Origin of the sequence: Rhizobium mulingense (assembly GCF_029194105.1) — a bacterium.
Lineage (GTDB): Bacteria > Pseudomonadota > Alphaproteobacteria > Rhizobiales > Rhizobiaceae > Rhizobium > Rhizobium mulingense.
This window is the reverse complement of the sequence record NZ_JARFVE010000007.1, coordinates 111,024-135,873: the sequence shown is the minus strand read 5'-3', so window position 1 is coordinate 135,873 and position 24,850 is coordinate 111,024. Positions and strand designations below refer to the sequence as shown.

Sequence of the window (24,850 nt, the reverse complement as noted above, 5' to 3'; positions counted from 1 at the left end):
AGCCGTACAAAAAGCCGCGCCGGAGCAAACCGGCGCGGCCTTTTGTTATCTCTATCCCCACATCAGATCGGGAAAAGCCATTGAAATCAACCCCCTTAATTCGCGCGAATACGAAGGTTTCGCAAATTTTTCGTTTGTCCAAATCCTTTGTTGCAAGTGCTTCCTAACGATGCATAAACTGTCGCAAGCGCAGGCGACAAATCGATTAAATCAGCCATAACACCCTGATACCAAATTAAAATTGGCGAGATCTGACCATGAATACCGTTTCCAAGCCGGTTATCCCCTCTCCCGCTCCCCGCAGCTCAAGGCCGGAGATTCTCGCTGAAGAAATCATCGAACGTCTGACCTACCGCATCGGCAAGGACGCCAAGGTGGCAAAGCCGCATGACTGGCTGACGGCGACGATCCTGGTGGTGCGCGACCGCATCATCGACAAGTGGATGGCCTCCACCCGCGAGGTCTACGCGACGGGCGCCAAGCGCGTCTATTATCTTTCCCTCGAATTCCTGATCGGCCGCCTGATGCGCGATGCCATCTCGAATCTCGGCCTGATGGAAGAGGTGCGCGATGCGCTCGCCTCGCTCGGCGTCGATGTCAACGTCATTGCCGGGCTGGAGCCGGATGCCGCACTCGGCAATGGCGGCCTCGGGCGTCTCGCCGCCTGCTTCATGGAGAGCATGGCGACGGTCAACGTCCCGGCCTATGGCTACGGTATCCGCTATGTCCATGGCCTCTTTCGCCAGCAGCTGGCCGACGGCTGGCAGGTTGAACTGCCCGAAAACTGGCTCGCCCACGGCAATCCCTGGGAGTTCGAGCGTCGCGAGAGCTCCTATGAAATCGGCTTTGGCGGTTCCGTCGAATTCATCACCACCCATGACGACCAGCCGCGCTACGTCTGGAAACCGGCGGAGCGCGTCATCGCCGCCGCCTTCGACACGCCGGCCGTCGGCTGGCGCGGCACACGCGTCAACACGCTGCGCCTCTGGTCGGCACAGCCGATCGATCCGATCCTGCTCGATGCCTTCAACGCCGGCGACCACATCGGCGCGCTTCGCGAAAGCAACAAGGCCGAAAGTCTGACCCGGGTTCTCTATCCGGCCGACGCAACGCCGGCCGGCCAGGAGTTGCGCCTGCGTCAGGAATTTTTCTTCTCGTCCGCTTCGCTGCAGGACATCCTGCGCCGCCATCTGCAGCAATATGATGATTTCACCTCGCTGCCGGACAAGGTGGCCATCCAATTGAACGACACCCATCCAGCCGTCTCGGTCGCCGAACTCGTGCGTCTGCTCTGCGACGTGCACGGCATGGATTTCGAACAGGCCTGGGAGATCACCCGCCACACTTTCTCCTATACCAATCACACGCTTCTGCCCGAGGCGTTGGAAAGCTGGCCGGTACCGCTGTTCGAGCGCTTGCTGCCGCGCCACATGCAGATCGTATATGCGATCAACGCCAAGATCCTGCTCGATGCCCGCAAGACCAAGAACTTTTCCGACAGCGAAATCCGCTCGATCTCGCTGATCGAAGAGAGCGGCGACCGCCGCGTGCGCATGGGCAACCTCGCCTTCATCGGCTCGCATTCGATCAACGGCGTCTCGGCGCTGCACACCGATCTGATGAAGGTCACGGTCTTTGCCGACCTGCACAAGCTCTATCCCGACCGCATTAACAACAAGACCAACGGCATCACGCCGCGCCGCTGGCTGCAGCAGTGCAATCCCGGCCTCACCGGCCTGATCCGCGAGGCGATCGGCGACGAGTTCCTGGATGATGCCGAAAAGCTGCGCCCGCTCGAGGCGCACGCTTCCGATCCCAGCTTCCAGCAGAAGTTCGCGGCGATAAAGCGGGCCAACAAGGTGGCGCTCTCCAATCTCGTCGCCAGCCGCATGGGCGTGAAGCTCGATCCGTCGGCGATGTTCGATATCCAGATCAAGCGCATCCATGAATATAAGCGCCAACTGCTGAACATCATCGAAGCCGTCGCCCTCTACGACCAGATCCGCTCGCATCCGGAGCTGGACTGGGTACCGCGCGTCAAACTCTTCGCCGGCAAGGCGGCGCCGAGCTACTACAACGCCAAGCTGATCATCAAGCTGATCAACGACGTCGCCCGCACCATCAACAACGACCCGTCGGTGCGCGGCCTGCTGAAGGTCGTCTTCGTGCCGAACTACAATGTCTCGCTCGCCGAGGTCATGGTTCCGGCCGCCGATCTCTCCGAGCAGATCTCGACCGCGGGCATGGAGGCATCCGGCACCGGCAACATGAAGTTCGGCCTCAACGGGGCGCTGACGATCGGCACACTCGACGGCGCCAATGTCGAGATGCGCGACAATGTCGGCGAAGACAACATCGTCATCTTCGGCCTCAGGGCCGATGAGGTCGCCAAGGTCCGCAGCGACGGCCACAATCCCCGCGCCATTATCGAGGGCTCGCGCGAGCTCTCGCAGGCGCTCTCCGCCATCGGCTCCGGCGTCTTCTCGCCCGATGACCGCAACCGCTACGCCGCGCTGATCGACGGCATCTATTCGCACGACTGGTTCATGGTCGCCGCCGATTTCGATGCCTATGCCCAGGCTCAGCGCGACGTCGACCAGATCTGGACCAACCAGTCCGACTGGTACACCAAGACGATCAACAACACGGCGCGGATGGGCTGGTTCTCTTCCGATCGCACGATCAGGCAATATGCAGACGAAATCTGGAGAGCCGGATGAAAACGCCGAAAACCATCCCTGAAGTAAAGCTTTCCTGGGAAATTTCGGCAGATGAAATCACGGCGATCCTTGCCGGCTCGCATTCCAATCCCTTTGCCGTCCTCGGTGTTCACCAGGCCGGCGACGCCTTCGTCGCCAGGTGTTTCATCCCGGGCGCCGAAGACGTGACCGCCATGACGCTCGACGGCGGCGTCATCGGCGAACTGAAGCAGCTTCATGCCGACGGCGTCTTCGCCGGCCCGGTTTCCTTGACAAAGCTCCAGCCGGTGCGTTACCGCGCCCGGCGCGGCGATTCCGAATGGGCCGTCACCGATCCCTACAGCTTCGGGCCGGTGCTCGGGCCGATGGATGATTATTTCGCCCGCGAAGGCTCGCACCTGCGCCTGTTCGACAAGATGGGTGCGCATCTCATCAAGCATGATGGCGCCCAGGGCATCCATTTCGCCGTTTGGGCCCCGAATGCTCAGCGCGTCTCGGTCGTCGGCGATTTCAACAATTGGGACGGTCGCCGTCACGTCATGCGGCTGCGCGCCGACAGCGGCATCTGGGAGATATTTGCCCCTGATGTGCCGATCGGCGTTGCCTACAAATTCGAGATCCGCGGCCATGACGGCGTATTGCTGCCGCTGAAGGCCGATCCGTTCGCCCGGCGCAGCGAGCTGAGGCCGAAGACCGCCTCGGTAGCGGCCGCCGAGCTGGAGCAGGTCTGGGAGGACGAGGCCCATCTGAAGCATTGGCGCCAGACCGACAAGCGCCGCCAGCCGATCTCGATCTATGAGGTTCATGCCAGCTCCTGGCAGCGCCGGCAGGACGGCACCATGCTGTCCTGGGACGAGCTCGCCTCCAGCCTCATTCCCTATTGTGTCGACATGGGTTTCACCCATATCGAATTCCTGCCGATCACCGAGCATCCCTACGATCCCTCCTGGGGTTACCAGACGACCGGCCTCTACGCGCCGACCGCCCGCTTCGGCGAGCCGGAGGGCTTTGCCCGTTTCGTCAACGGCTGCCACAAAGTCGGCATCGGCGTCATCCTCGACTGGGTGCCGGCGCATTTCCCGACCGACGAGCATGGTCTCGGCTGGTTCGACGGCACGGCGCTCTATGAGCATGAAGACCCGCGCAAGGGCTTTCATCCCGACTGGAACACGGCGATCTACAATTTCGGCCGCACCGAGGTCGTCTCCTATCTCGTCAACAATGCCCTCTATTGGGCGGAGAAGTTCCATCTCGACGGCCTGCGCGTCGATGCAGTCGCCTCGATGCTCTATCTCGATTATTCGCGCAAACACGGCGAATGGATCCCGAACGAATATGGCGGCAATGAAAATCTCGAAGCTGTCCGCTTTCTGCAGGACCTCAATATCCGCATCTATGGCCTGCATCCCAATGTCATGACCATCGCCGAGGAATCCACTTCATGGCCGAAGGTCTCGCAGCCCGTGCACGAGGGCGGCCTCGGCTTCGGTTTCAAGTGGAACATGGGCTTCATGCACGACACGCTGAGCTACATGAAACGCGATCCGATCCACCGCAGGCACCACCACAACGAGCTCACCTTTGGTCTGCTCTATGCCTATTCCGAAAATTTCGTCCTGCCGCTGTCGCATGACGAGGTCGTCCACGGCAAAGGCTCGCTAATCGCCAAGATGCCAGGTGACGACTGGCAGAAATTCGCCAATCTGCGCGCTTATTACGCTTATATGTGGGGCTATCCTGGCAAGAAGCTGTTGTTCATGGGGCAGGAATTCGCCCAGTGGAGCGAATGGAGCGAGGCGAAGTCGCTCGACTGGAACCTGCTGCAGTATCGGATGCACGAAGGCATGCGGCGCTTGGTGCGCGATCTCAACTTCACCTACCGCAGCAAGCCGGCGCTGCATGAGCGTGACTGCGAAGGCGACGGTTTCGAATGGCTGGTCGCCGACGACCATCAGAATTCCGTCTTTGCCTGGCTGCGCAAGGCGCCGGGCAAGAAGCCGATTGCCGTGATCACCAATTTCACGCCCGTCTATCGCGAGAATTATTCGATCCGCCTGCCCCTGGCGGGCCGGTGGCGGGAGATTCTGAATACCGATGCCGACATCTACGGCGGCAGCGGCAAGGGCAATGGCGGGCGCGTGCAGGCCGTCGATGCCGGCGGCAACATCACCTGCTCGATCACCCTGCCGCCCTTGGCGACAATTATGCTTGAACCTGAAAATTAAGACTGGTGGGAGGAGAAAATGGTAGAAAAGCGTATTCAGCCACTTGCCCGCGATGCAATGGCCTATGTTCTGGCAGGCGGCAGGGGGAGCCGTCTCAAGGAACTCACCGATCGGCGTGCCAAACCCGCCGTCTATTTCGGCGGCAAGGCCCGCATCATCGATTTCGCTCTGTCGAACGCGCTGAATTCAGGCATCCGCCGCATCGGCGTCGCCACGCAATACAAGGCGCATTCGCTGATCCGCCACATGCAGCGCGGCTGGAACTTCTTCCGCCCTGAGCGCAACGAGAGCTTCGACATCCTGCCGGCCAGCCAGCGCGTTTCGGAAACGCAGTGGTATGAAGGCACCGCCGACGCCGTCTACCAGAACATCGACATCATCGAGGATTATGGTGTCGAATACATGGTCATTCTCGCCGGCGACCACGTCTACAAGATGGACTATGAATGGATGCTGCAGCAGCACGTCGATTCCGGCGCCGACGTCACCATCGGTTGCCTGGAAGTGCCGCGCATGGAAGCGACCGGCTTCGGCGTCATGCATGTCAACGACAAGGACGAGATCATTGCCTTCGTCGAGAAGCCGGCCGATCCGCCGCCCATTCCCGACAAGCCCGATTTCGCGCTGGCCTCGATGGGTATCTACGTCTTCCACACAAAGTTCCTGCTCGATGCGCTGCGCCGCGACGCCGCTGATCCGACCTCGAGCCGCGACTTCGGCAAGGACATCATTCCCTATATCGTCAAGAATGGTAAGGCGGTCGCCCATCGCTTCGCCAAGTCCTGCGTCCGATCGGATTTCGAGCACGAGCCCTATTGGCGCGACGTCGGCACGATCGACGCTTATTGGCAGGCCAATATCGACCTGACCGCGATCGTTCCGGAGCTCGATATCTACGACAAGTCCTGGCCGATCTGGACCTATGCCGAGATCACCCCGCCGGCGAAATTCGTCCATGATGACGAGGATCGCCGCGGCTCGGCCACATCATCCGTCGTGTCGGGCGACTGCATCATCTCTGGCGCCAGCCTCAATAAGAGCCTGCTCTTCACCGGTGTCAGGGCCAATTCCTTCTCCAAGCTGGAAGGGGCGGTCATCCTGCCGAATGTGAAGATCGGACGGCGCGCGCAGCTCAAGAATGTGGTGATCGACCACGGCGTCGTCATTCCGGAAGGTCTTGTTGTCGGCGAGGATGCCGAACTCGACGCCAAGCGCTTCCGGCGGACGGAAAGCGGCATTTGCCTGATCACGCAGCCGATGATCGACAAGCTGGATATCTGACGTATGAAAGTTCTTTCGGTTTCGTCCGAAGTCTTCCCTTTGATCAAGACAGGGGGCCTGGCGGATGTGTCCGGCGCCCTGCCGATTGCTCTCAACGCCTTCGGGGTCGAAACCAAGACTCTCCTGCCCGGCTATCCCGCCGTCATGAAGGTCATTCGCGACCCGGTTGTCAGGCTCGAATTCGCGGACCTGCTCGGAGAAAAGGCGACCGTGCTCGAGGTCCAGCACGAGGGCCTCGATCTTCTCGTCCTCCATGCCCCGGCCTACTACGACAGGCCGGGCGGCCCCTATCTCGATCCGCTCGGCAAGGACCATCCCGACAATTGGCGCCGTTTCGCCGCTCTGTCGCTCGCCGCCTCCGAGATCGCCGCCGGTCTGCTGCCCGGCTGGCGGCCGGATCTGGTCCACACGCATGATTGGCAAGCAGCGCTGACATCCGTCTACATGCACTATTATCCGACGCCGGAACTTCCGAGCGTGCTGACGATCCACAACATCGCCTTCCAGGGCCAGTTCGGCTCCGAGATCTTTCCAGGCCTGCGCCTGCCCGATCATGCCTTCGCCATCGACGGCGTCGAATATTACGGCACGACCGGCTTTCTGAAAGGCGGCCTGCAAACCGCCCATGCGATCACCACTGTCAGCCCCACCTATGCCGATGAGATCCTGACGCCGGAATTCGGCATGGGGCTCGAAGGCGTGATTGCCGCCCGCATCGACAATCTGCACGGCATCGTCAACGGCATCGACACCGATATCTGGAATCCGGCAACCGATCCCGTCGTCCACACCCATTACGGCCCCACGACGCTGAGGAACCGCGACGAGAACCGCCGCTCGATCGCCGAGTTCTTCCATCTCGACAATGACGATGCCCCGATCTTCTGCGTTATCAGCCGTCTCACCTGGCAGAAGGGCATGGATATCGTCGCCAATGTCGCCGACGAGATCGTCGGCATGGGTGGCAAGCTCGTCGTGCTCGGTTCCGGCGAAGCCGCTCTCGAAGGCGCGCTGCTTGCTTCCGCCAGCCGTCATCCCGGCCGCATCGGCGTCTCGATCGGCTATAACGAGCCGATGTCGCATCTGATGCAGGCCGGCTGCGACGCGATCATCATCCCCTCGCGCTTCGAGCCTTGCGGCCTGACCCAGCTTTATGCTCTGCGCTATGGCTGCGTGCCGATCGTCGCCCGTACCGGCGGGCTGAATGACACGGTGATCGATGCCAATCACGCCGCACTTGCGGCGAAAGTGGCAACCGGCATACAATTCTCATCCGTGACGGAAACGGGCATGCTGCAGGCAATCCGCCGTGCAATGCATTTTTACGCGGACCGAAAACTCTGGACCCAATTGCAAAAGCAGGGCATGAAATCGGATGTCTCCTGGGAGAAGAGCGCCGAACGCTACGCTGCCCTCTATTCAAGCCTCGTCTCGAAAGGCATGTGACCTAAAATGATCAAGTCCGTACCCACCACGCCCTACCTGGACCAGAAGCCCGGCACATCCGGCCTGCGCAAGAAGGTTCCGGTCTTCCAACAGGCGAATTATGCGGAGAACTTCATCCAGTCGATCTTCGATTCGCTGGAAGGCTACCATGGCAAGTGCCTCGTCATCGGCGGCGACGGACGCTATTACAATCGCGAAGTCATCCAGAAGGCGGTCAAGATGGCCGCCGCCAACGGCTTCGGCAAGGTGATGGTCGGCAAGGGCGGCATTCTGTCGACGCCGGCCGCGTCCCACATCATCCGCAAATACAAGGCTTTCGGCGGCATCATTCTGTCTGCCAGCCACAATCCCGGCGGCCCGACCGAAGATTTCGGCATCAAGTACAACATCAACAATGGCGGTCCGGCTCCGGAAAAGATCACCGACGCGATCTATGCCCGCTCCAAGACGATCGACAGCTACAAGATCGCCGATTTCGCCGACGTCAATCTCGATCGCATCGGCAAGGACGAACTTCCCGGCGGCATGATCCTCTCCGTCATCGACCCGGTCGAGGACTATGCCGCGCTGATGGAAGAGCTATTCGATTTCGGCGCCATCCGCAATCTGATCAGCCTCGGCTTCCGCATCGCCTTCGATGGGATGAGTGCGGTCACCGGCCCCTATGCCAAGGAAATCTTTGAAAATCGTCTCGGCGCTCCCTCGGGATCCGTGCGCAACTTCATGCCGCTGCCGGATTTCGGCGGTCATCATCCGGATCCCAACCCAGTTCACTGCAAGGAACTCTTCGATGAGATGATGGGCGAGGACGCGCCTGATTTCGGCGCCGCTTCCGATGGCGACGGCGACCGCAATCTGATCATCGGCCGCGGCATCTTCGTCACTCCCTCCGACAGCCTGGCGATTCTTGCCGCCAACGCCAATCTCGCTCCCGGTTACTCCGGCGGCCTCGCCGGCATCGCCCGCTCGATGCCGACCTCGGGGGCTGCCGACCGCGTCGCCGAAAAACGCGGCATCGGCATGTATGAGACGCCGACCGGCTGGAAGTTCTTCGGCAACCTGCTCGACGCCGGCATGGCGACGATCTGCGGCGAGGAAAGCTCCGGCACCGGATCCAGCCACGTCCGCGAAAAGGATGGCCTCTGGGCGGTGCTGCTCTGGCTGAATATTCTTGCCGTGCGCGGCGAGAGCGTCGCCGATGTCGTCACCCAGCACTGGCAGACCTACGGCCGCAACTATTATTCGCGCCACGATTACGAAGGCCTCGACATCGATGCGGCGACCGGGCTGATGGACAATCTCCGCAGCCAGCTTTCCACGCTGCCCGGCAAGAGTTTCGGCAGCCTGAAGGTCGAGAAAGCCGACGATTTTGCCTATCACGATCCGATCGACAAATCGGTGAGCGAGCACCAGGGCATCCGCGTCCTCTTCGAAGGCGGCTCCCGCGTCGTCTTCCGTCTCTCCGGCACCGGCACGTCTGGCGCGACCTTGCGTGTCTATATCGAGCGCTACGAGCCGGATTCGACTCGCCACAACTTCGAAACGCAGGAAGCGCTCGCCGATCTCATCGCAGCAGCCGACAGCGTTGCCAGCATTCGGGAACGCACGGGACGCGACGCGCCAACCGTGATCACCTGATCCGGGGGAAACATGCGCGAGAACAATGCGGCGCAGGTCGGCGCGATCGTCTTTGACACCGGCGTCGAATTTGCCGTCTGGTCGCATCATGCCGCGCAGGTCGAGCTCTGCCTGTTCGACAATGACGGCAATAGAGAATTCGCGCGCCTGCCGATGGCACGCGACGGCAACCACATCCATCGTCTGTTTGTCGACGGGCTGAAGGCAGGCGCGCGTTATGGCTATCGTGCCGACGGTATCTACGCGCCGGACAACGGCCTCTGGTTCGATCCGTCGAAATTGCTGATCGACCCCTACGCCAAGGAGATCGACCGGCCGTTTCGCTACGATCCCCGCCTCGGCGTCTACGGCGAAGACAGCCAGGATCTGATGCCGAAGGCGATCGTCACCACCGATACGCGCGCCGCCGTCGCCAAGCCACTCTTCAAACCGGGCGGCTTCATCTACGAAGTGGCGGTGCGGCCCTTCACCATTCTTCATCCCGACATACCGGAGCACCAGCGCGGCACGATCGCCGCTCTTGCCCATCCCTCCGTCATCGCCCACCTGAAGCGGATCGGGGTCGATGCCGTCGAACTGATGCCGATCACCGCCTGGATCGACGAACGCCACCTGCCGCCGCTCGGCCTCACCAACGGCTGGGGCTACAATCCTGTCGCCTTCATGGCGCTCGATCCGCGGCTCGCCCCGGGCGGCATGGCGGAGCTGCGCGAGACCGTTGCCGCCCTGCATGCCGAGGGCATCGCCGTCATCCTCGACCTCGTCTTCAACCATACCGGCGAGAGCGATCGTTACGGCACGACGCTGTCGCTGCGCGGCCTCGACAACCTGCACTATTTCCGCCATGTCCAGAATTGCCCGGGCGAACTGGTCAACGATACGGGAACCGGCAACACGCTTGCCTGCGACCATCCCGAAGTTCGCCGTCTCGTCATCGACAGCCTGCGCCATTTCGTGCTCAATTCGGGCGTCGACGGTTTTCGCTTCGACCTCGCCCCGGTGCTCGGCCGAACCGCGGCCGGCTTCGAGCGCGATGGCGGAACACTTGCCGCGATTCTGGCCGACACCGTGCTTGCCGACCGGATCATGATCGCCGAACCCTGGGATATCGGCCCGGGCGGTTACCAACTCGGCAACTTCCCGCCGCCCTTCCTCGAATGGAACGACCGGGTTCGCGATGATTTGCGCTGCTATTGGCGCGGCGATCAATGGAAAACCGGCGCGCTGGCGACAGCCCTTGCCGGCTCTTCCGACATCTTCGCCCGCAATGACGGCAAAGGGACGCGCAGCGTCAATTTCCTTGCCGCCCATGACGGCTTCACGCTGATCGACCTCGTCTCCTATGCCGGAAAGCATAACGACGCCAATGGCGAGCACAATCGCGACGGCCATAATGAAAACCACTCGTGGAACAATGGCGTCGAAGGTGAAACACTCTACCCCTCGATCCGCAAGCGCCGAAAAAACGATGTGATGGCGCTGATATCAACGCTCTTTGCCACCCGCGGCAGCATCATGCTGACGGCCGGCGACGAAGGCGGACGCAGCCAGCGCGGCAACAACAATGCCTATTGCCAGGACAACGAGATCACCTGGCTCGACTGGAAGACATTGGATGAGGACCTCATCGCCCATACCGCCTTCGTCGCCGGGCTGCGCCGCCGCTTCACCGTCTTTTCCGAAACGGATTTCCTGTCGGGAAATGGCGACGTCGAATGGATTTCGGTTTCGGGCGAACCGATGACGGTCGCCGAATGGGAGACGCCGTCGCTCCACACGCTCGGCATGCTGCTGGCAACCGGCGACCGGGCCTCAAGAGGCCAACGCACCCGGCTTGCCGTGCTCTTCAATCGCTCCGAAAGCCGCGAGCTCTTTACGCTTCCGGCGGAAGGCGAAGCTTCCTGGCGTCAATTGACGCCGGCAGGCGCGAAGAGGGCCGGTGCCCGAGTTACCGTCGAGCCACGCTCCGTCGGCTTTTTCATAGAAAAATGACCGGCGCCTCCCATTGGCGCAAATCCTTATCGCAATCGTCATAAATGCACGATAAGGCTTTGGCGCGGCGGGCTTATCTGACGGGGAAATGCATGGGCACGGAAATTTCACTCTCCGACGTGCGGGGATTGATCGGCATGGAAACGGGCCTTTCGGATTGGATCACCGTCGACCAGACGATGATCGATGCCTTTGCGGGGGCAACGGATGACCATCAGTTCATTCACGTCGATCCTGAGCGCGCCGCCGCCGAAAGCCCCTTCGGCGGCACCATCGCTCATGGCTTCCTGACTCTGTCTCTGCTCTCGGCGATGAATTACAACTGCCTGCCGAAAGTGCGCGAGCAGACCATGGGCATCAATTATGGCTTCGACCGTGTCCGCTTCATGACACCGGTCAAAAGCGGCGCCCGCGTGCGCGGCCGCTTCCTGCTCTCCGACGCCCGCTTCCGCGGCGGCGGCATGCTGATGACCACCTACGACGTTACGATCGAGATCGAAAACGAGAAGAAGCCGGCCCTGACGGCAAAATGGATCACCATCATCCAGTTCGACCCGAAGGATCGTCCCGAGGACGTCTAAGTAAAACGGCGCTATTGTTTATACAGCCGAATTGAAGACGGCTTCGATTGCGTGCCCGTCCGGATCTATCACGAACGCAGCATAATAGTATTCGCCGTAATGGAGTCGCAGGCCTGGACCACCGTTGTCACGGCCGCCATGCGTGATCGCCGCCGCATGAAACTGATCGACCGCCTGACGGTTCGGCGCGGCAAAAGCCAGATGAAAACCAGGGCCTGCGGGGCGCTGGCAATCCGGCCGATGTTTGATCGCTAGCTTGTCCCCGCCGCCGGGAGGGCCGTATCCGACCGCCTGCCCTATCTGGCCCGGCCTGATGTCATCCCAGACCCTGACATAACCGAGCGCGCCAAGAGCGGCATCGTAAAATGCCGCCGACCACTCGATATCGGAAACGCCGAGGGAAGCATGATGCAGCATTCGTCCATCCCTCGACCAAGTGCCTATGCGGGCAGATTGTTACAGCGCCGCGCGGCTTTCCAGAGGCTGACGCTGTAAAACTTTGAGCTACTGCATTTTTTATCCGTAAATCGATTCCGATTTAAGAGAATAATGCGGTGCGGCCTCAATGCCCGGCATCATGAGCCGCTTCGTTGAGTAGCCCGAAAACGAAGTCCGAAAACGACCGCCAGCACTCCACCCGGAATGTCTCTTCCTCCGTGCGCAGAAGCACGATTTCCGCCTTGCCGAAGACCGTGCGCGACGCGGCCCCTACCGGAAAGGAAGCAAGCGACAGATCCTGCGGGCAGCCGGCGGCAAGCGTCGTCTCCGCGCCCGGTCCCGAGACGATGATCGCGACATTGCGGTGGGAAACGTCGGTCGCCGAATGCACGGCACGGAGGCTGGAAAGCACCGCCATCAGATCGGCGCCGTCCTCGTCGACTACCAGCCATTCGTCCGGCCCGATCCAGAGCGCTGAGCGCGCGCCGGCCCGCCTGGAGGTCTTCGGAGCGTTCGGCAGAGTGAGACCGAGCGCTTTGGAAAGCGCGGCGATCGATTCCGCAGGCGCGCGCAGCGCCACCCGGCCCGCTGCCGGTGCCACCGTCAGCCGTACCGTTGCGGAGCCGCCGAGACGGCCGGCAAGCACTGGCTTGCGAATTGCGACATCAGCCATGGATGCGGCCTCCTTCCTTGTCAAAGAATACCAGATCCGTCACCTCGACGGCGATCGTCCGGTCCGGCATCGGCACGTAGAGCGTCTCGCCCATCCGCGCCCGGCCGCCGGCGACGAGCGCGAAGGCGATCGACCGGCCGCAGTTTTCCGACCAATAGGCCGAGGTGACATGACCGAGCATCGTCATCGGCTTCGGCTCGTTCGGGTTGGCCACGACCTGTGCACCTTCTTCGAGCACCAGCTTCGGATCCTTGGTGATAAGGCCTACGAGCTGCTTGCGCCCCTCTTTGACGAGGTCCGGCCGCTGAAGGCCGCGAATACCGACGAAGTCCTTCTTCTTCTTCGAAACGGCCCAGGCAACGCCCGCGTCGTCAGGGGTCACGGTCCCGTCAGTATCCTGCCCGACGATGATGTAGCCCTTCTCGGCGCGAAGAACGTGCATCGTCTCCGTACCGTAGACGCAGGCCCCGAGCGGCTCGGCATTGGCCCAGACGGCTTCGAGCACGGACTGGCCATAATCGGCCGGCACATTGATTTCGAAGCCGACTTCACCGGTGAACGAGACGCGGAAGAGCCGGGCCGGCACGCCGAAGACCGTGCATTCGGCAACGCTCATATGCGGGAAGGCCTCATTCGAGAGGTCGACCCCTTCGACCAGTGGTTCGACGATCTCGCGCGCCTTCGGCCCCTGCACGGCAATCACCGCCCATTGCTCGGTCACCGAGGTCAGCCATACCTTCAGGTCCGGGAATTCCGTCTGCAGGTAATCTTCCATGTGGTGAAGAACGCGTGGCGCACCGCCGGTCGTCGTCGTCACATGGAAACGGTCCTCGGCCAATCGCCCGACGACGCCGTCGTCATAAACGAAGCCGTCTTCGCGGGTCATGATGCCGTAGCGGGCCTTGCCGGGCTTCAGCGTATCCCAGGCATTGGTGTAGATGAGGTTGAGGAACTTCGCGGCATCCGGCCCCACCACCTCAATCTTGCCAAGCGTCGAAGCGTCGAAGATGCCGGCCGACTCTCGGGCTGTGCGGCATTCGCGGGCGACCGCCTGATGCATCGTCTCGCCAGCACGCGGGTAGAACCAGGCGCGTTTCCAGTTTCCGACATCTTCGAAAACGGCACCATGGGCTTCTTCCCATTCGTGCAGCGGCGTCTTACGCGTCGGATCGAACAACTCTCCGCGCGAATGGCCGATCAGCGTGCCGTAGGTGACTGGCGTGTAGGGCGCGCGGAAGGTGGTGAGACCGACCTGCGGGATTTCCTTGCCGAGCATCTCGGCGGCGATCGCCAGCCCATGCATGTTGGACAGCTTGCCCTGGTCCGAAGCCATGCCATTCGTCGTAAAGCGCTTGATGTGCTCGATCGAATGCATGCCCTCGCGCACGGCAAGGCGGATATCCTTGGCACAGACATCGTGCTGGAAGTCGATGAACGCCTTGGCGTTGGTTTTCGGCCCGGCACCTTCGGCAGCACCGATCATGCCGCCTGTCCATTCAAAGGCCTGCTCAGCCGAAATTGCGATCTTCTCGCCGCTGCTTCCGCCGGTGGCCTGCGCCATCAGCTCGCCGGCGGCAAGCGATTCCTCGATCGTCCGCTGCAGATCGTCGGTGCCGTTGCAGGCGCCGACCGACAGGCAATCCTGCGCGTAGGAGCCGGGCAGGAAACGCTGGCTTTCAGCGTCGAAGGCCACTTTGCCGCGCGACTGCGAGAACAGATGCACGGACGGTGTCCAGCCGGCCGAAACCAGCAGCGCATCGACGGCGATCTTGCGCGGCGAACCGCCGCCGTTGCGCGCCACCGTCATTGACGAGATGCGCAACCGACCCGCAGTATTGATGACCGACTGGCCGGCCAGGACGTCGATACCGAGCGCACGTGCCTCCGCCAGCACCGCCGCGCCCGGCGCCTGCCGGCAATCGACGATCGCGGCGATCGACACACCTGCTCGTTTCAGATCGAAAGCCGCCTCATAGGCCGAGTCATGCGCCGTGTAGATGCCGACATTCTTCCCGACGGCGACGCCGTAATGGTTGAGATAGGTCCGCGCCGCCGAGGCCAGCATGACGCCGGGCCGGTCGTTGTTCGGAAATACCATGTGCCGTTCGATCGCGCCGTTGGCGAGGATCACCCGCTTGGCCCGGACCTGCCAGAGCCGTTCGCGCGGCAGATCATGCGCGGGATTAGCGAGATGGTCGGTGACGCGCTCGGCAAGGGCGACAAAATTGTGGTTGTAGTAGCCGAAGGCAGTGGTGCGCAGTAGCACTTGCACATTGTCCATCGCCTTCAGCTGCGCTACGGCCTTCTGCGCCCACGTGAAGCCGTCCTGCCCGTCGATCTTTGCGCCGGCATCATAGCGCAGCGCACCGCCCGCTTCCGGCTGCTCGTCGCAGAGGATCACCCTGACGCCGGTCCGGGCCGCGGCCAGCGCCGCCGAAAGCCCGGCAACGCCAGCGCCGACCACCAGCACGTCGCAATGAGCGTAACGGCTGGCATAATGGTCCGGATCGCCTTCCGTCGGCGCAACACCGAGGCCGGCGGCGCGACGGATGAGCGGTTCATAGACATGCTTCCAGGCGGCGCGTGGCCACATGAAGGTCTTGTAGTAGAAGCCGGCGGCGAAGAACGGCGACATCAGATTGTTGATCGCCCCGATATCGCGGGCAAGCGAGGGCCAGCGGTTCTGCGAGCTGACGATCATGCCGTCGAAGACTTCCTGCACGGTGGCGCGCACGTTCGGCTGCTTGCGTGCTGCATCGCGAGCGACGTCGATCAGGGCGTTCGGTTCCTCGGCGCCAGCTGACAGAATGCCGCGCGGCCGGTGATATTTGAACGAACGGCCGACGAGGTGCACGCCGTGGGCGATCAGCGCCGAGGCGACGCTATCGCCTTCGAGCGCCGTGTAGCTCTTGCCGTCGAAGCTGAGGCGCGCGGTTTTGGCCGGCGTCAGGCGCCCCTTGCCGGCGATACGGTTGACGCCGCTCATTGCGCCTCTCCTTCCAGGGCTTCATATGTCTCGACAGGCGCGTGCTTCTCGGCTGCAGGACCGATCTCGGGCTTCGGCTCGCCTGCCTTGTAGGTCGTGATGAACTTGTCGCTCACCGTGTCGCGGACTGCATTGAAGAAACGTCCGCAGCCATGGATGTGCCGCCAGCGTTCGAATATCAGCCCCTTCGGATTGTCGCGCAGAAAGAAATAGGCTTCGAATTCCGCGTCCGAGATCGAGGCAATATCTGCGGGCCGCGCAATATGCGCGTCACCCGCGCCGCGGAATTCGAGCTCGGAGCGCTCTTCCTGGCAGTAAGGGCAATGGATCAGCAGCATGTAGGATTTCCTTCTCCTCCACTTCTCCCCAGCGGGGAGAAGGTGCCTGAAAGACGGATGAGGGGGTGAGCGACAGAAGCGGCGAGCGTTGGCACGAAAACACCCATCGTCAGTGCGCCACCGCCGCCGCTGCAGCCTCGTCGATCAGCCGGCCGCTGCGGAAACGTTCCAGCGTCAGGCCGGCGCTGAACTTGTGCGGTTCGTCGCGGGCGATCAGATGGGCGAACAGATTGGCCGAGCCCGGCGTCGCCTTGAAGCCGCCGGTGCCCCAGCCGCAATTGACGTAAAGCCCGGGAACCGGCGTCTTCGACTGGATCGCCGAGCGATCCGGCGTGTTGTCGACGATGCCGCCCCATTGGCGCATCATCTTGACGCGCCGGAACATCGGGAAGAGTTCGCAGATGGCATCGAGCGTGTGGGTGATGATCTGCAGCCCGCCGGTCTGGGAATAGGAATTGTACTGGTCGGTGCCGGCGCCGATCACCAGTTCTCCCTTGTCGGACTGGGAGATATAGGCGTGCACCGTGTTCGACATGACAACGCAGGGGAAGATCGGCTTCAGCGGCTCGGAAACCAGCGCCTGCAGCGGGCTCGATTGCAGCGGCACCCGCACATCGGCCATCTTCATGATTGTCGTCGTGTGGCCGGCCGCCGACACGCCGATCTTTCTGGCGCCGATGAAACCGCGCGTGGTCTCGACGCCGGTCACGCTTCCATCGGGCCCACGGCGGATGCCTGTCACTTCACAATTCTGGATGATGTGGACACCGCGGTCCGATGCTGCGCGGGCATAACCCCAGGCAACCGCGTCATGCCGCGCCGTGCCGCCGCGCCGCTGCAGTGCCGCACCGTTGATCGGGTAGCGCGCGCTGGCGGAGATATCGAGCGGCGGGCAATAGGCCTTCGCCTGTTCCGGCGTCAGCCATTCATTGTCAATGCCGTAGAGCCGGTTGGCGTGGATATGCCGCTTGAACGACTGCTGGTCGTGAATATTGTGCGAGAGCATCATCACGCCGCGCGGCGAATACATCACATTGTAGTTGAGCTCCTGTGAAAGCCCCTCCCAGAGCTTCATCGAATGCTCGTAAATGTGCATGCTCTCTTCATAGAGATAGTTTGAGCGGATGATGGTGGTGTTACGCCCGGTATTGCCGCCGCCGAGCCAGCCCTTCTCGATCACCGCCACATTGGTGATGCCATGCTCCTTGGCGAGATAATAGGCGGCGCCCAGGCCGTGTCCGCCGGCGCCAATGATGACGACGTCGTATTCGGCGCGCGGTTCCGGCGACGTCCACTGCTTCTCCCAGCCTCTGTGGCCACGAAGGGCCTCTCGCGCCACGGCAAAAACCGAATATTTCCGCATCCGCCTTCTTCTCCTTCGGGCAGGCCATTCTCCGTGTCATACAAATCGCAAATCCAAATGCGGCACAACGGCTCTTTTGCGACGCGCGAGAGCTTTGGTTTTGACACTGAGCGACATGATGTCGAAAAGCGCCCTGTTTTTCAGGACACACCTGCCCGAGTCTGAAGCGAATGCCATTCACGGGAGTGGCGTTAAACGCAATGGGATCGGGCCGTCGGCTAGCCCTCACCCAAGAGGGCGAGAAGACAAGAAGTTACTAAAATGTTAATTCTCCCCCCTTGCCGGGGTTCTTGTGTCATGTGGGGTCGGCGTTCATTCTTCCACGCGCTTTTCATCGCCTTTTGCAGCGCCCAGGCGGCGCCCGCTGCCGAGCCGGTCGGCCAGGCTGTCCTCATCAAGACCGAAGTCACCGGACAGGCTGGACCAATAGAGGTCAATGCCAGCGTTCACCGCGACGAGCGGATCCGAACATCGCAATCCGGCCTTGGCCAGTTTCTGTTTCGTGACGGCACCAAACTTGCGGTCGGCTGGGGGTCCTCTGTCGTCATCGACAAATTTGTGTTCGACGATACGCAATCGGTCAGAAAGCTCACCATCAAGGCCGCCAAGGGCACTTTCCGCTGGGTCAGCGGCAATTCCAAATCGTCGGCCTATCAGATCCTGACGCCAGCCGGCACGATCGGCGTGCGCGGCACCGCATTCGATTTCTATGTCGGCGCCGACGGCACCACCGCCGTCGTACTCCTGAACGGCGCGGCCAGCTTTTGCGGCCCCGGCGGCTGTCGCCAGCTGCAGCAACGCTGCGATTGCGTTGTCGCCAACCCGAATGGCGATATGACGGCGGCCGGCCGGGTCGATCGCAACATCCTTGACAGACTTGGAAACCAGCGTGCCCTGCCCTTCCTTTCCGGCAACCAGCGGCTTTCGGGCGGCCTCGGCATGCTCGGCGGCTGCAATATGGCCTCCGTTGTGCCGGAAAGAAGGGACAGAACAAGGCCGCCGCCAGCAGTTGCACCTGCTCCGCAGAGGCAGGATCCGCCACAGGCCGAGCCGCGAAAGGAGCAACCGAACAAGCCCGACAAGCCTCATCACGACAGGCCTTATCACGACAGGCCGCACCATGATAAGCCCCACCATGACAAGCCGGATAGACCCGACAAGCATGAGGGCCATGGGAGCCATGACGATGACGGAAAGCCCGGAAATCACGGTTTGGATCATCGGGAGCCCCAGCGCCACCATGATGGCGATCGCGATCATAAGAATGATCGAAACCACGACAGAAGTCGGAATTTCAATCGCGGTCGGTGAGGCTGTTTTCGGGATCCTTGCAAGTCAAGGCGTCGGCACTGGTATGTCCGCCAGACGGTGGGGTAGTGCGTCGACGAGCAGTGCGAAGGCCGGCGAGGACTGCCGGCGTGTCGGGCAGTGAAGGCGATATCCCGAAGAAGGACACCGCTCTTCGAAAATCGCTTCTACTTTTCGGCATCGGCAGCGCTCTTTTCGTTCCCGGCAGACAATTCCCGAAAATGGCCAGTCCTGCTGGGGATCCGCCGATAGAATTCCACCAAACCGCCCAGCACTTCATCCGCCCTGAGCTTTGCCGTATCCATAAGTTTGCGGGTATTCTTTGAATGCGAATGCAGGGCTTGCATCAATTGCCGGTGAACGGCATTGAGCGCGGCGAATTCCCGGGATGCCGCTACCTGCTCATCGCCGAGAACGGCAAGGATCTTGGTGCGGCTGCTCTTTCCCTTCAGTGGAATGGCCCCGGCGTCGATCAGCGCCATTCCTTTCACTGAACGTGCAGTGCTGTCGGAGATGAGGATATCGAAGCCTACCTCTTTGCATGATGACTCGATGCGGGCGGCGACGTTGACGGCATCTCCGACAGCCGAATAGTTGAAGCGGGTCTTGGCGCCCATATTGCCGACGCAGGCAATGCCGGTATGGATGCCGATGCCGATGCCGACCTCCTGATCGGGACCGAAGCCGAAGGCGTCGCTGGCGTTCAGTTCGACGAGTGTCTCGCGCATGGCCAGGGCTGTGCGAACGGCCTTGGCTTCATGATCCGCAACATCAACCGGCGCATTCCAGAACGCCATGATCGAATCGCCGATAAACTTGTCGAGTGTGCCTTCATTGGCCACGACATGACGGCTCAGCGCGTCGAGCAATGTGTTCAGGAAGGCGACGACATCCGTCGGCGCCAGCCGTTCACTCATCTCGGTGAAGTTCCTGACGTCGACGAACATGACCGTCAGCTCGCGGTCGTCGCCGCCGAGGCGCAATGCGTCGCGGTTATGCTCGATGCGATGGAGCAGCGACGGAGACAGATAATGTCCGAAGGCGCGCCGCACCTCGCGCCTTTCCCGATCGATCACCAGAATGCGGAACGAGGTTGCGGCAAAATGGGTGATCGATCCGCTCACGATCGGCGCCAGCGGATCGAGAAGGAGCCCCGCATGGAGAAAGGAGAGCCAGGAGGCCACGAGGGCCATTGCAGTAATGAGTAGGCCGCAGACCAGGGCGACGGCGGGACTGACGAAGGTCGTGATCACGACGAGCAGGCATCCGAGCACCGCGATCGTCAGGATTTCCAGCCCGTCCGCCCAGTCGGGCCGTGACAGGAACTGGCCGGAGAGAATCTGCTCGACGGCCTGCGCATGCAGCGAGACGCCAGGGACATTCTCGCCGAGCGCGGTGACGCGAATGTCCTGCAGGCCGGCGGCCGAAGTCCCGACGAAAATGACGCTGCCGTTGATGGCGGCCGCAACGTCGGGGCTGGCGCCAGTACCGGAGAGCACCTGGCGTGCAGAGATATAGCGCTCAGCCCGGTCCGGCGTGACATAGAGCCAGAGTTCGCCGACGGCCGTCAGCGGCACGACGAAGTCGCCGATCTTTGCCGATGTCATAATGCCGGCGCGGTCGGGCGCGCCCGACAGCACATAAGTCGACACCCCCTGCGCCACCCGCAGCGCCTCAATAGCCAGATTCGGATAGAGCTGCTCGCCATCGGTCAGGAACAGCGGAACCGCGCGAACCACAGGCGAGGGATTGCCCGGATTGAGGCTAATATGGCCAAGCCCTGCCGCATTGGCCTCCAGTTGCGGCCTGAGCGGCGTCGAAGCGCGGAGAACGGGCGGGGCCGAGATCGGGCTTTCGCCCGTGAAGGCGAAGCCCGCCTTGACGGGCGGTCGGTAACTGCCCTCGTTGGACAGGCCGAAGCCGAGCACGACGGGTTTACCGGCAATCGAGCCGGCGAATATCTCGTCGTTATCGGGCAATTTCTCCGCCAGCAGAGGATCGACGCCGGCGACTTCGCGAACGACGGTGCGCGGCGACAGCCGGTCCGGTTCGGCGAAAAGAACATCGAAGGCGATGGCCGCCGCCCCCATTTGCGAGAGCCTGTCCACCAACAGCGCCAGCCTGTCCCGCGGCCACGGCCACTGACCGAATTCGCGCAGCGAGGCTTCGTCGATGTCAACCACGCGGACCGGCATCGGTTCGAAGCTTCTCGGAAGCAGCCGCTGATATTCGTCGAAGGTCACCCCGCGGATCAGCTTGAAAATCCCGGGATCGTCGGCCCGCAGCATTGTCAGCGCCGCCACGATCGCCAGGCCGATAACCACACCGATTTGCTGCGCGCGTGCCATCATCTCACCGACTGTCCCTCCCGCCGCCGACGGAGCGGCCTGCGTCTGCCGGCAGACAGGCTACGCCGCTTTCGGCCCGAATGCCATTCACGCACGCATCCCGGACGCTCCGTTTTCGACCCCTGGCCCTTCGTCTTTCCACTCAGCCGATAAGGAGCGGCCTTCAATGAGCCCCCCGGCTGCGATTTTTGGCCAGGCTTTTACCAGGATGACAAGGCTTCGACCTTGCCGGGCGCCCGGCGAAATGTTCATGTAGCGATCGAAAATCGCACGCTTTTTCAAGAGAAGGGTAAGGGTCGCCGTGATTTCCGAATCCGCCGCGCGCCGCAGCGGCTACTGGCTGATCGTCGTCGTGCTGGCCATGCTGGCCGGGCTGCCGCTTGCCGTCTGGCTCGACATCAGCGATCTCTCGGGAAATACCTTGCGGCGACAGGCGCGTGACATGAGTTCGCTGATATCGAGCATTCGCTCCTATTATTCGGCGAACGTCGTCGGACGTGTTTTGGCCGCGCATGCCAGCGGTGCGACCGCCGGCACGGTCGTCTCCCACAACTACCGCAATATTCCAGGCGCTATCCCGCTGCCGGCAACACTTTCGCTGGAGCTCGGCGGCGTCATCAAGGAACAGCAGGCCAATATCACCTATCGTTTCGTCTCCGACCTGCCGTTCAAGAGCCGCGCATCCCACGGGCTCGACGACTTCGAAAGACAAGCGCTCGCGGCGCTGCGCACCAATCCGCAACAGACGCTGAACGATCTCACGCGTGTCGGACTGACCGATACCCTGCGGTTCATCACCCCCGTTGTCATGGGTCAGGCCTGCGTTGCCTGCCACAACAGCCATCCGGAAAGCCCAAAGACCGATTGGAAGGTTGGCGATGTGCGCGGCATTCAGGAAGTGATCATCCGGCAGCCCTATGCGAGCAACGTCTTCGCCTTCAAATACCTGCTTTGCTACTTTCTTTTTGTCGCCATCATCGGCCTCAGCTTCATTCTGCTGCAACGGCAGCAGGCGCGCGCGATCCATAACGCCAACCAGGACCTGGAAGCGGCCAACGAATTCCTCGCCAGCGTCTCGCTGAAGATTTCACGCTACCTCTCGCCGCAGATCTACAAGAGCATTTTCAGCGGGCAGAAGGACGTGGTGGTCCATACCGAGCGCAAGCGCCTGACGATCTTCTTCTCCGACATCAAGGATTTCACCGCGACCACCGAGCGGCTACAGCCGGAAGCGCTGACGGAGATGCTCAACGAATATCTGACCGAGATGTCGAACATTGCCCTGGCGCATGGCGGCACGGTGGACAAGTTCATCGGCGACGCCATGCTTGTCTTCTTCGGCGACCCGGAAACGAAGGGGCCGGAGGAGGATGCGAAAGCCTGCCTGCGCATGGCCGTCGACATGCAGCGCCGCCTCGGCGAACTGAAGGACAGATGGCGCAGAAACGGCACCGAAGAGCCTTTCGTCGTGCGCATGGGAATCAACAGCGGCTATTGCAATGTCGGCAATTTCGGCAGCAGCGACCGCATGGACTATACGATCATCGGCGCGGAGGCCAATCTCGCGGCCCGCCTTCAATCGATCGCCCAGGGCGGGGAGATCGTCATCAGCTACGAAACCTATGCGCTGGTCAACGAGATCGTCGATGCCCATCCGCTGCCGCCGATCACGATGAAGGGCATACAGCGCGAGATCGTGCCCTATGCTGTGGACGGGCTGACGCTCGGCGCGGATCATAAGAGCCGCGTTCTGAGTGAACATCTCGCCGGCCTCGACCTGCATCTGGATATGAGCCGGGTGGAGCCTGCCGACCGACTTCGGGTCAGGACGGCGCTCAAGGAGGCGATTGCAGCTCTGGATGAAGCCCTGCCGGAGTCGGCGCGATCGAGACAGGATACCGGGCCGGTGTGATTTTTCCGCCTGCCTCCCATATCCGTCTGGACTTCCCCGACCCGATCTGCTATCCCGCATCACCAATCGCAAGGCTGCGGCCGCGCGAACGTTATTTTTTTGCCCCTGGCGCTGCGCCGCCTCAGGCATCAACCAAACCAAAGGAACGTGATTCTCGTGCAGGTACTTGTCCGCGATAACAATGTCGATCAGGCTCTCCGCGCTCTCAAGAAGAAGATGCAGCGCGAAGGCATTTTCCGCGAAATGAAGATGCGCGACTACTACGAGAAGCCGTCGCAGAAGCGTGCCCGCGAAAAGGCCGAAGCTGTTCGCCGCGTTCGCAAGCTGGCCCGCAAGCGCGCCCAGCGCGAAGGCCTGGTCGCACGCTAAGCGTTGCCGTCGTTTTTTCGACGTTTTCAGATGCATTGTGGCGGGGGCGATTGGTTCGCCGCCGCCTTTTTAGTTTGCCGCTGAAGATCGCATATCCCAGGATCGGATATGCCGCATGGGGAAAGCGAGCCCGAATGGCTGTTACCACCTTCAATCCGTCCCGCGCCTGGCGCCTGCAGAAAACCGCATTGCTGCCCGCTGTGGCGCTGGCCGCCATGTTCGGCCTTGCCGGCTGCGAAACGACCAATACGACCGACGCCGTGATCCGCATCGACAAGGCTCAGGGGTCGGAAGAGAACATCGCGTCGCTGACGGCGGTCATCAACGCCAACCCGAGGGATCCCGAGGGCTACAACGTCCGCGGCTCCGCCTATGGCCGCAGCGGCCAATTCCGTCCGGCGCTGAACGATTTCAACACGGCGCTGCAGATCAATCCGCGCTTCTTCCAGGCCTATGCCAACCGCGCCCTCGTCTATCGCAACATGGGTCAGCAGGCCCAGGCGATCGCCGACTATAACGCCGCGCTGCAGATCAACCCGAGCTATGACGTCGCCTATATCGGCCGCGGCAATGTCTATCGCATGGCCGGTCAGGACAACCAGGCGTTCAACGATTTCGACCGGGCGATCCAGCTCGGCACCACCGACGGCCGCGCCTACCACAATCGTGGCCTGATTTATCAGAAGCGCAATCAGCAGGATAAGGCGATCGACGACTTCTCGAAAGCAATCTCGCTCGCACCGAACTCGCCCGAGCCCTATAACGGCCGCGGCATTTCCTATATTGCGCTGAACGACGACGACAACGCCTTTGCCGATTTCAACCATGCGATCGAGCTCAACGGCAACATCGCCGAATCCTGGGCCAACCAGGCACTCGTCTACGAACGCCGCGGCGACAAGGCCAAGGCCGCCCGCTCCTATCGTCATGCAATCGGACTTGACCCGAAATACCAGCCGGCCCGCGACGGTCTCGCTCGCGTCGGCGCTCCAGCCGGCTAAGAGATGTGCATTGGGGCGGCCGGACCATCGGATGCTCCAAACCTTCCCGTTGCGAGAATCTCCGGCGGAGCCGCCTCACCTGTGACCGGCCCGATGCGCGTGCAGCGACCGCCCCTGACGTCGACGCTGTCATGAAGGCGGCTGCATCGTCTTGAAAAGAAAGGCGGAAGAAACATCCGTCGTCTTCGATAGCATGTCATACGATGTTGCAACCCGCTCTTGCTCCCCCTAACATGTCGCTGCTTCGATAGC

Annotated in this window: 17 protein-coding genes; 11 read left to right on the top strand and 6 right to left on the bottom strand. The window is 61.8% G+C overall.

Going from position 1 to position 24,850, the window contains the following annotated elements; genetic code table 11:
• Positions 1–257 precede the first annotated feature (257 nt).
• From PYR71_RS17915 to PYR71_RS17885, 7 genes are all read left to right on the top strand, one after another.
• Positions 258–2,720 (top strand): glycogen/starch/alpha-glucan phosphorylase, encoded by a 2,463-nt coding sequence (locus PYR71_RS17915; RefSeq protein WP_275620291.1) that lies wholly within the window; start codon positions 258–260, stop codon positions 2,718–2,720.
• Entirely contained in the window at positions 2,717–4,924 is a 2,208-nt protein-coding gene (gene glgB, locus PYR71_RS17910) for a 1,4-alpha-glucan branching protein GlgB (protein WP_275620290.1), read from the top strand. Before PYR71_RS17915 ends, glgB begins: the two co-directional genes overlap by 4 nt.
• Positions 4,925–4,942: 18 nt before the next feature.
• Complete coding sequence (gene glgC, locus PYR71_RS17905; RefSeq protein WP_183917905.1) at positions 4,943–6,205, top strand: glucose-1-phosphate adenylyltransferase; 1,263 nt, start codon at positions 4,943–4,945, stop codon at positions 6,203–6,205.
• A 3-nt stretch (positions 6,206–6,208) separates the two neighbouring features.
• Positions 6,209–7,651 carry a glycogen synthase GlgA gene (gene glgA / locus PYR71_RS17900; protein WP_275620289.1) on the top strand — a complete coding sequence of 481 codons (1,443 nt, stop codon included), beginning with the start codon at positions 6,209–6,211 and terminating at the stop codon, positions 7,649–7,651.
• A gap of 6 nt (positions 7,652–7,657) precedes the next feature.
• Positions 7,658–9,289: an alpha-D-glucose phosphate-specific phosphoglucomutase gene (locus PYR71_RS17895; RefSeq protein WP_275620288.1), complete on the top strand. Its 1,632-nt coding sequence runs from the start codon at positions 7,658–7,660 to the stop codon at positions 9,287–9,289.
• A gap of 12 nt (positions 9,290–9,301) precedes the next feature.
• Positions 9,302–11,281 (top strand): glycogen debranching protein GlgX, encoded by a 1,980-nt coding sequence (gene glgX, locus PYR71_RS17890; protein ID WP_275620287.1) that lies wholly within the window; start codon positions 9,302–9,304, stop codon positions 11,279–11,281.
• A 92-nt stretch (positions 11,282–11,373) separates the two neighbouring features.
• Positions 11,374–11,862 (top strand): MaoC family dehydratase, encoded by a 489-nt coding sequence (locus PYR71_RS17885; RefSeq protein ID WP_038691313.1) that lies wholly within the window; start codon positions 11,374–11,376, stop codon positions 11,860–11,862.
• Between the two features lie 18 nt (positions 11,863–11,880).
• Here PYR71_RS17885 and PYR71_RS17880 read toward each other — a convergent pair whose 3' ends face one another.
• The 5 genes from PYR71_RS17880 to PYR71_RS17860 form a co-directional block, all read right to left on the bottom strand.
• Positions 11,881–12,279: a VOC family protein gene (locus tag PYR71_RS17880; RefSeq protein WP_275620286.1), complete on the bottom strand. Its 399-nt coding sequence runs from the start codon at positions 12,277–12,279 to the stop codon at positions 11,881–11,883.
• Between the two features lie 145 nt (positions 12,280–12,424).
• Complete coding sequence (locus tag PYR71_RS17875) at positions 12,425–12,973, bottom strand: sarcosine oxidase subunit gamma (protein WP_275620285.1); 549 nt, start codon at positions 12,971–12,973, stop codon at positions 12,425–12,427.
• Positions 12,966–15,959 (bottom strand): sarcosine oxidase subunit alpha, encoded by a 2,994-nt coding sequence (locus PYR71_RS17870; protein ID WP_275620284.1) that lies wholly within the window; start codon positions 15,957–15,959, stop codon positions 12,966–12,968. The genes PYR71_RS17875 and PYR71_RS17870 overlap by 8 nt, the downstream gene beginning before the upstream one ends.
• Entirely contained in the window at positions 15,956–16,297 is a 342-nt protein-coding gene (locus PYR71_RS17865) for a sarcosine oxidase subunit delta (protein WP_183917891.1), read from the bottom strand. The genes PYR71_RS17870 and PYR71_RS17865 overlap by 4 nt, the downstream gene beginning before the upstream one ends.
• Positions 16,298–16,406: 109 nt before the next feature.
• Complete coding sequence (locus PYR71_RS17860) at positions 16,407–17,660, bottom strand: sarcosine oxidase subunit beta family protein (protein ID WP_275620283.1); 1,254 nt, start codon at positions 17,658–17,660, stop codon at positions 16,407–16,409.
• Positions 17,661–17,957: 297 nt separating this feature from the next.
• Between PYR71_RS17860 and PYR71_RS17855 the strand changes: the two genes are divergently transcribed.
• Positions 17,958–18,971 (top strand): FecR family protein, encoded by a 1,014-nt coding sequence (locus PYR71_RS17855; RefSeq protein ID WP_275620282.1) that lies wholly within the window; start codon positions 17,958–17,960, stop codon positions 18,969–18,971.
• Between the two features lie 164 nt (positions 18,972–19,135).
• Here the strand turns inward: PYR71_RS17855 and PYR71_RS17850 are convergent, their stop codons facing one another.
• Positions 19,136–21,316: a CHASE2 domain-containing protein gene (locus tag PYR71_RS17850; RefSeq protein ID WP_275620423.1), complete on the bottom strand. Its 2,181-nt coding sequence runs from the start codon at positions 21,314–21,316 to the stop codon at positions 19,136–19,138.
• 301 nt (positions 21,317–21,617) lie between these two features.
• Here PYR71_RS17850 and PYR71_RS17845 point away from each other — a divergent pair, with 301 nt between their 5' ends.
• From PYR71_RS17845 to PYR71_RS17835, 3 genes are all read left to right on the top strand, one after another.
• The gene (locus PYR71_RS17845) at positions 21,618–23,228 is read left to right on the top strand and encodes an adenylate/guanylate cyclase domain-containing protein (RefSeq protein ID WP_275620281.1); all 1,611 of its coding nucleotides are present in this window, start codon (positions 21,618–21,620) and stop codon (positions 23,226–23,228) included.
• A 156-nt stretch (positions 23,229–23,384) separates the two neighbouring features.
• Positions 23,385–23,597, top strand: a complete 213-nt coding sequence (rpsU, locus tag PYR71_RS17840) for a 30S ribosomal protein S21 (RefSeq protein WP_003585885.1) — start codon at positions 23,385–23,387, stop codon at positions 23,595–23,597.
• Between the two features lie 134 nt (positions 23,598–23,731).
• Positions 23,732–24,598, top strand: a complete 867-nt coding sequence (locus PYR71_RS17835; protein WP_183917883.1) for a tetratricopeptide repeat protein — start codon at positions 23,732–23,734, stop codon at positions 24,596–24,598.
• The last annotated feature ends 252 nt before the right edge of the window (positions 24,599–24,850 follow it).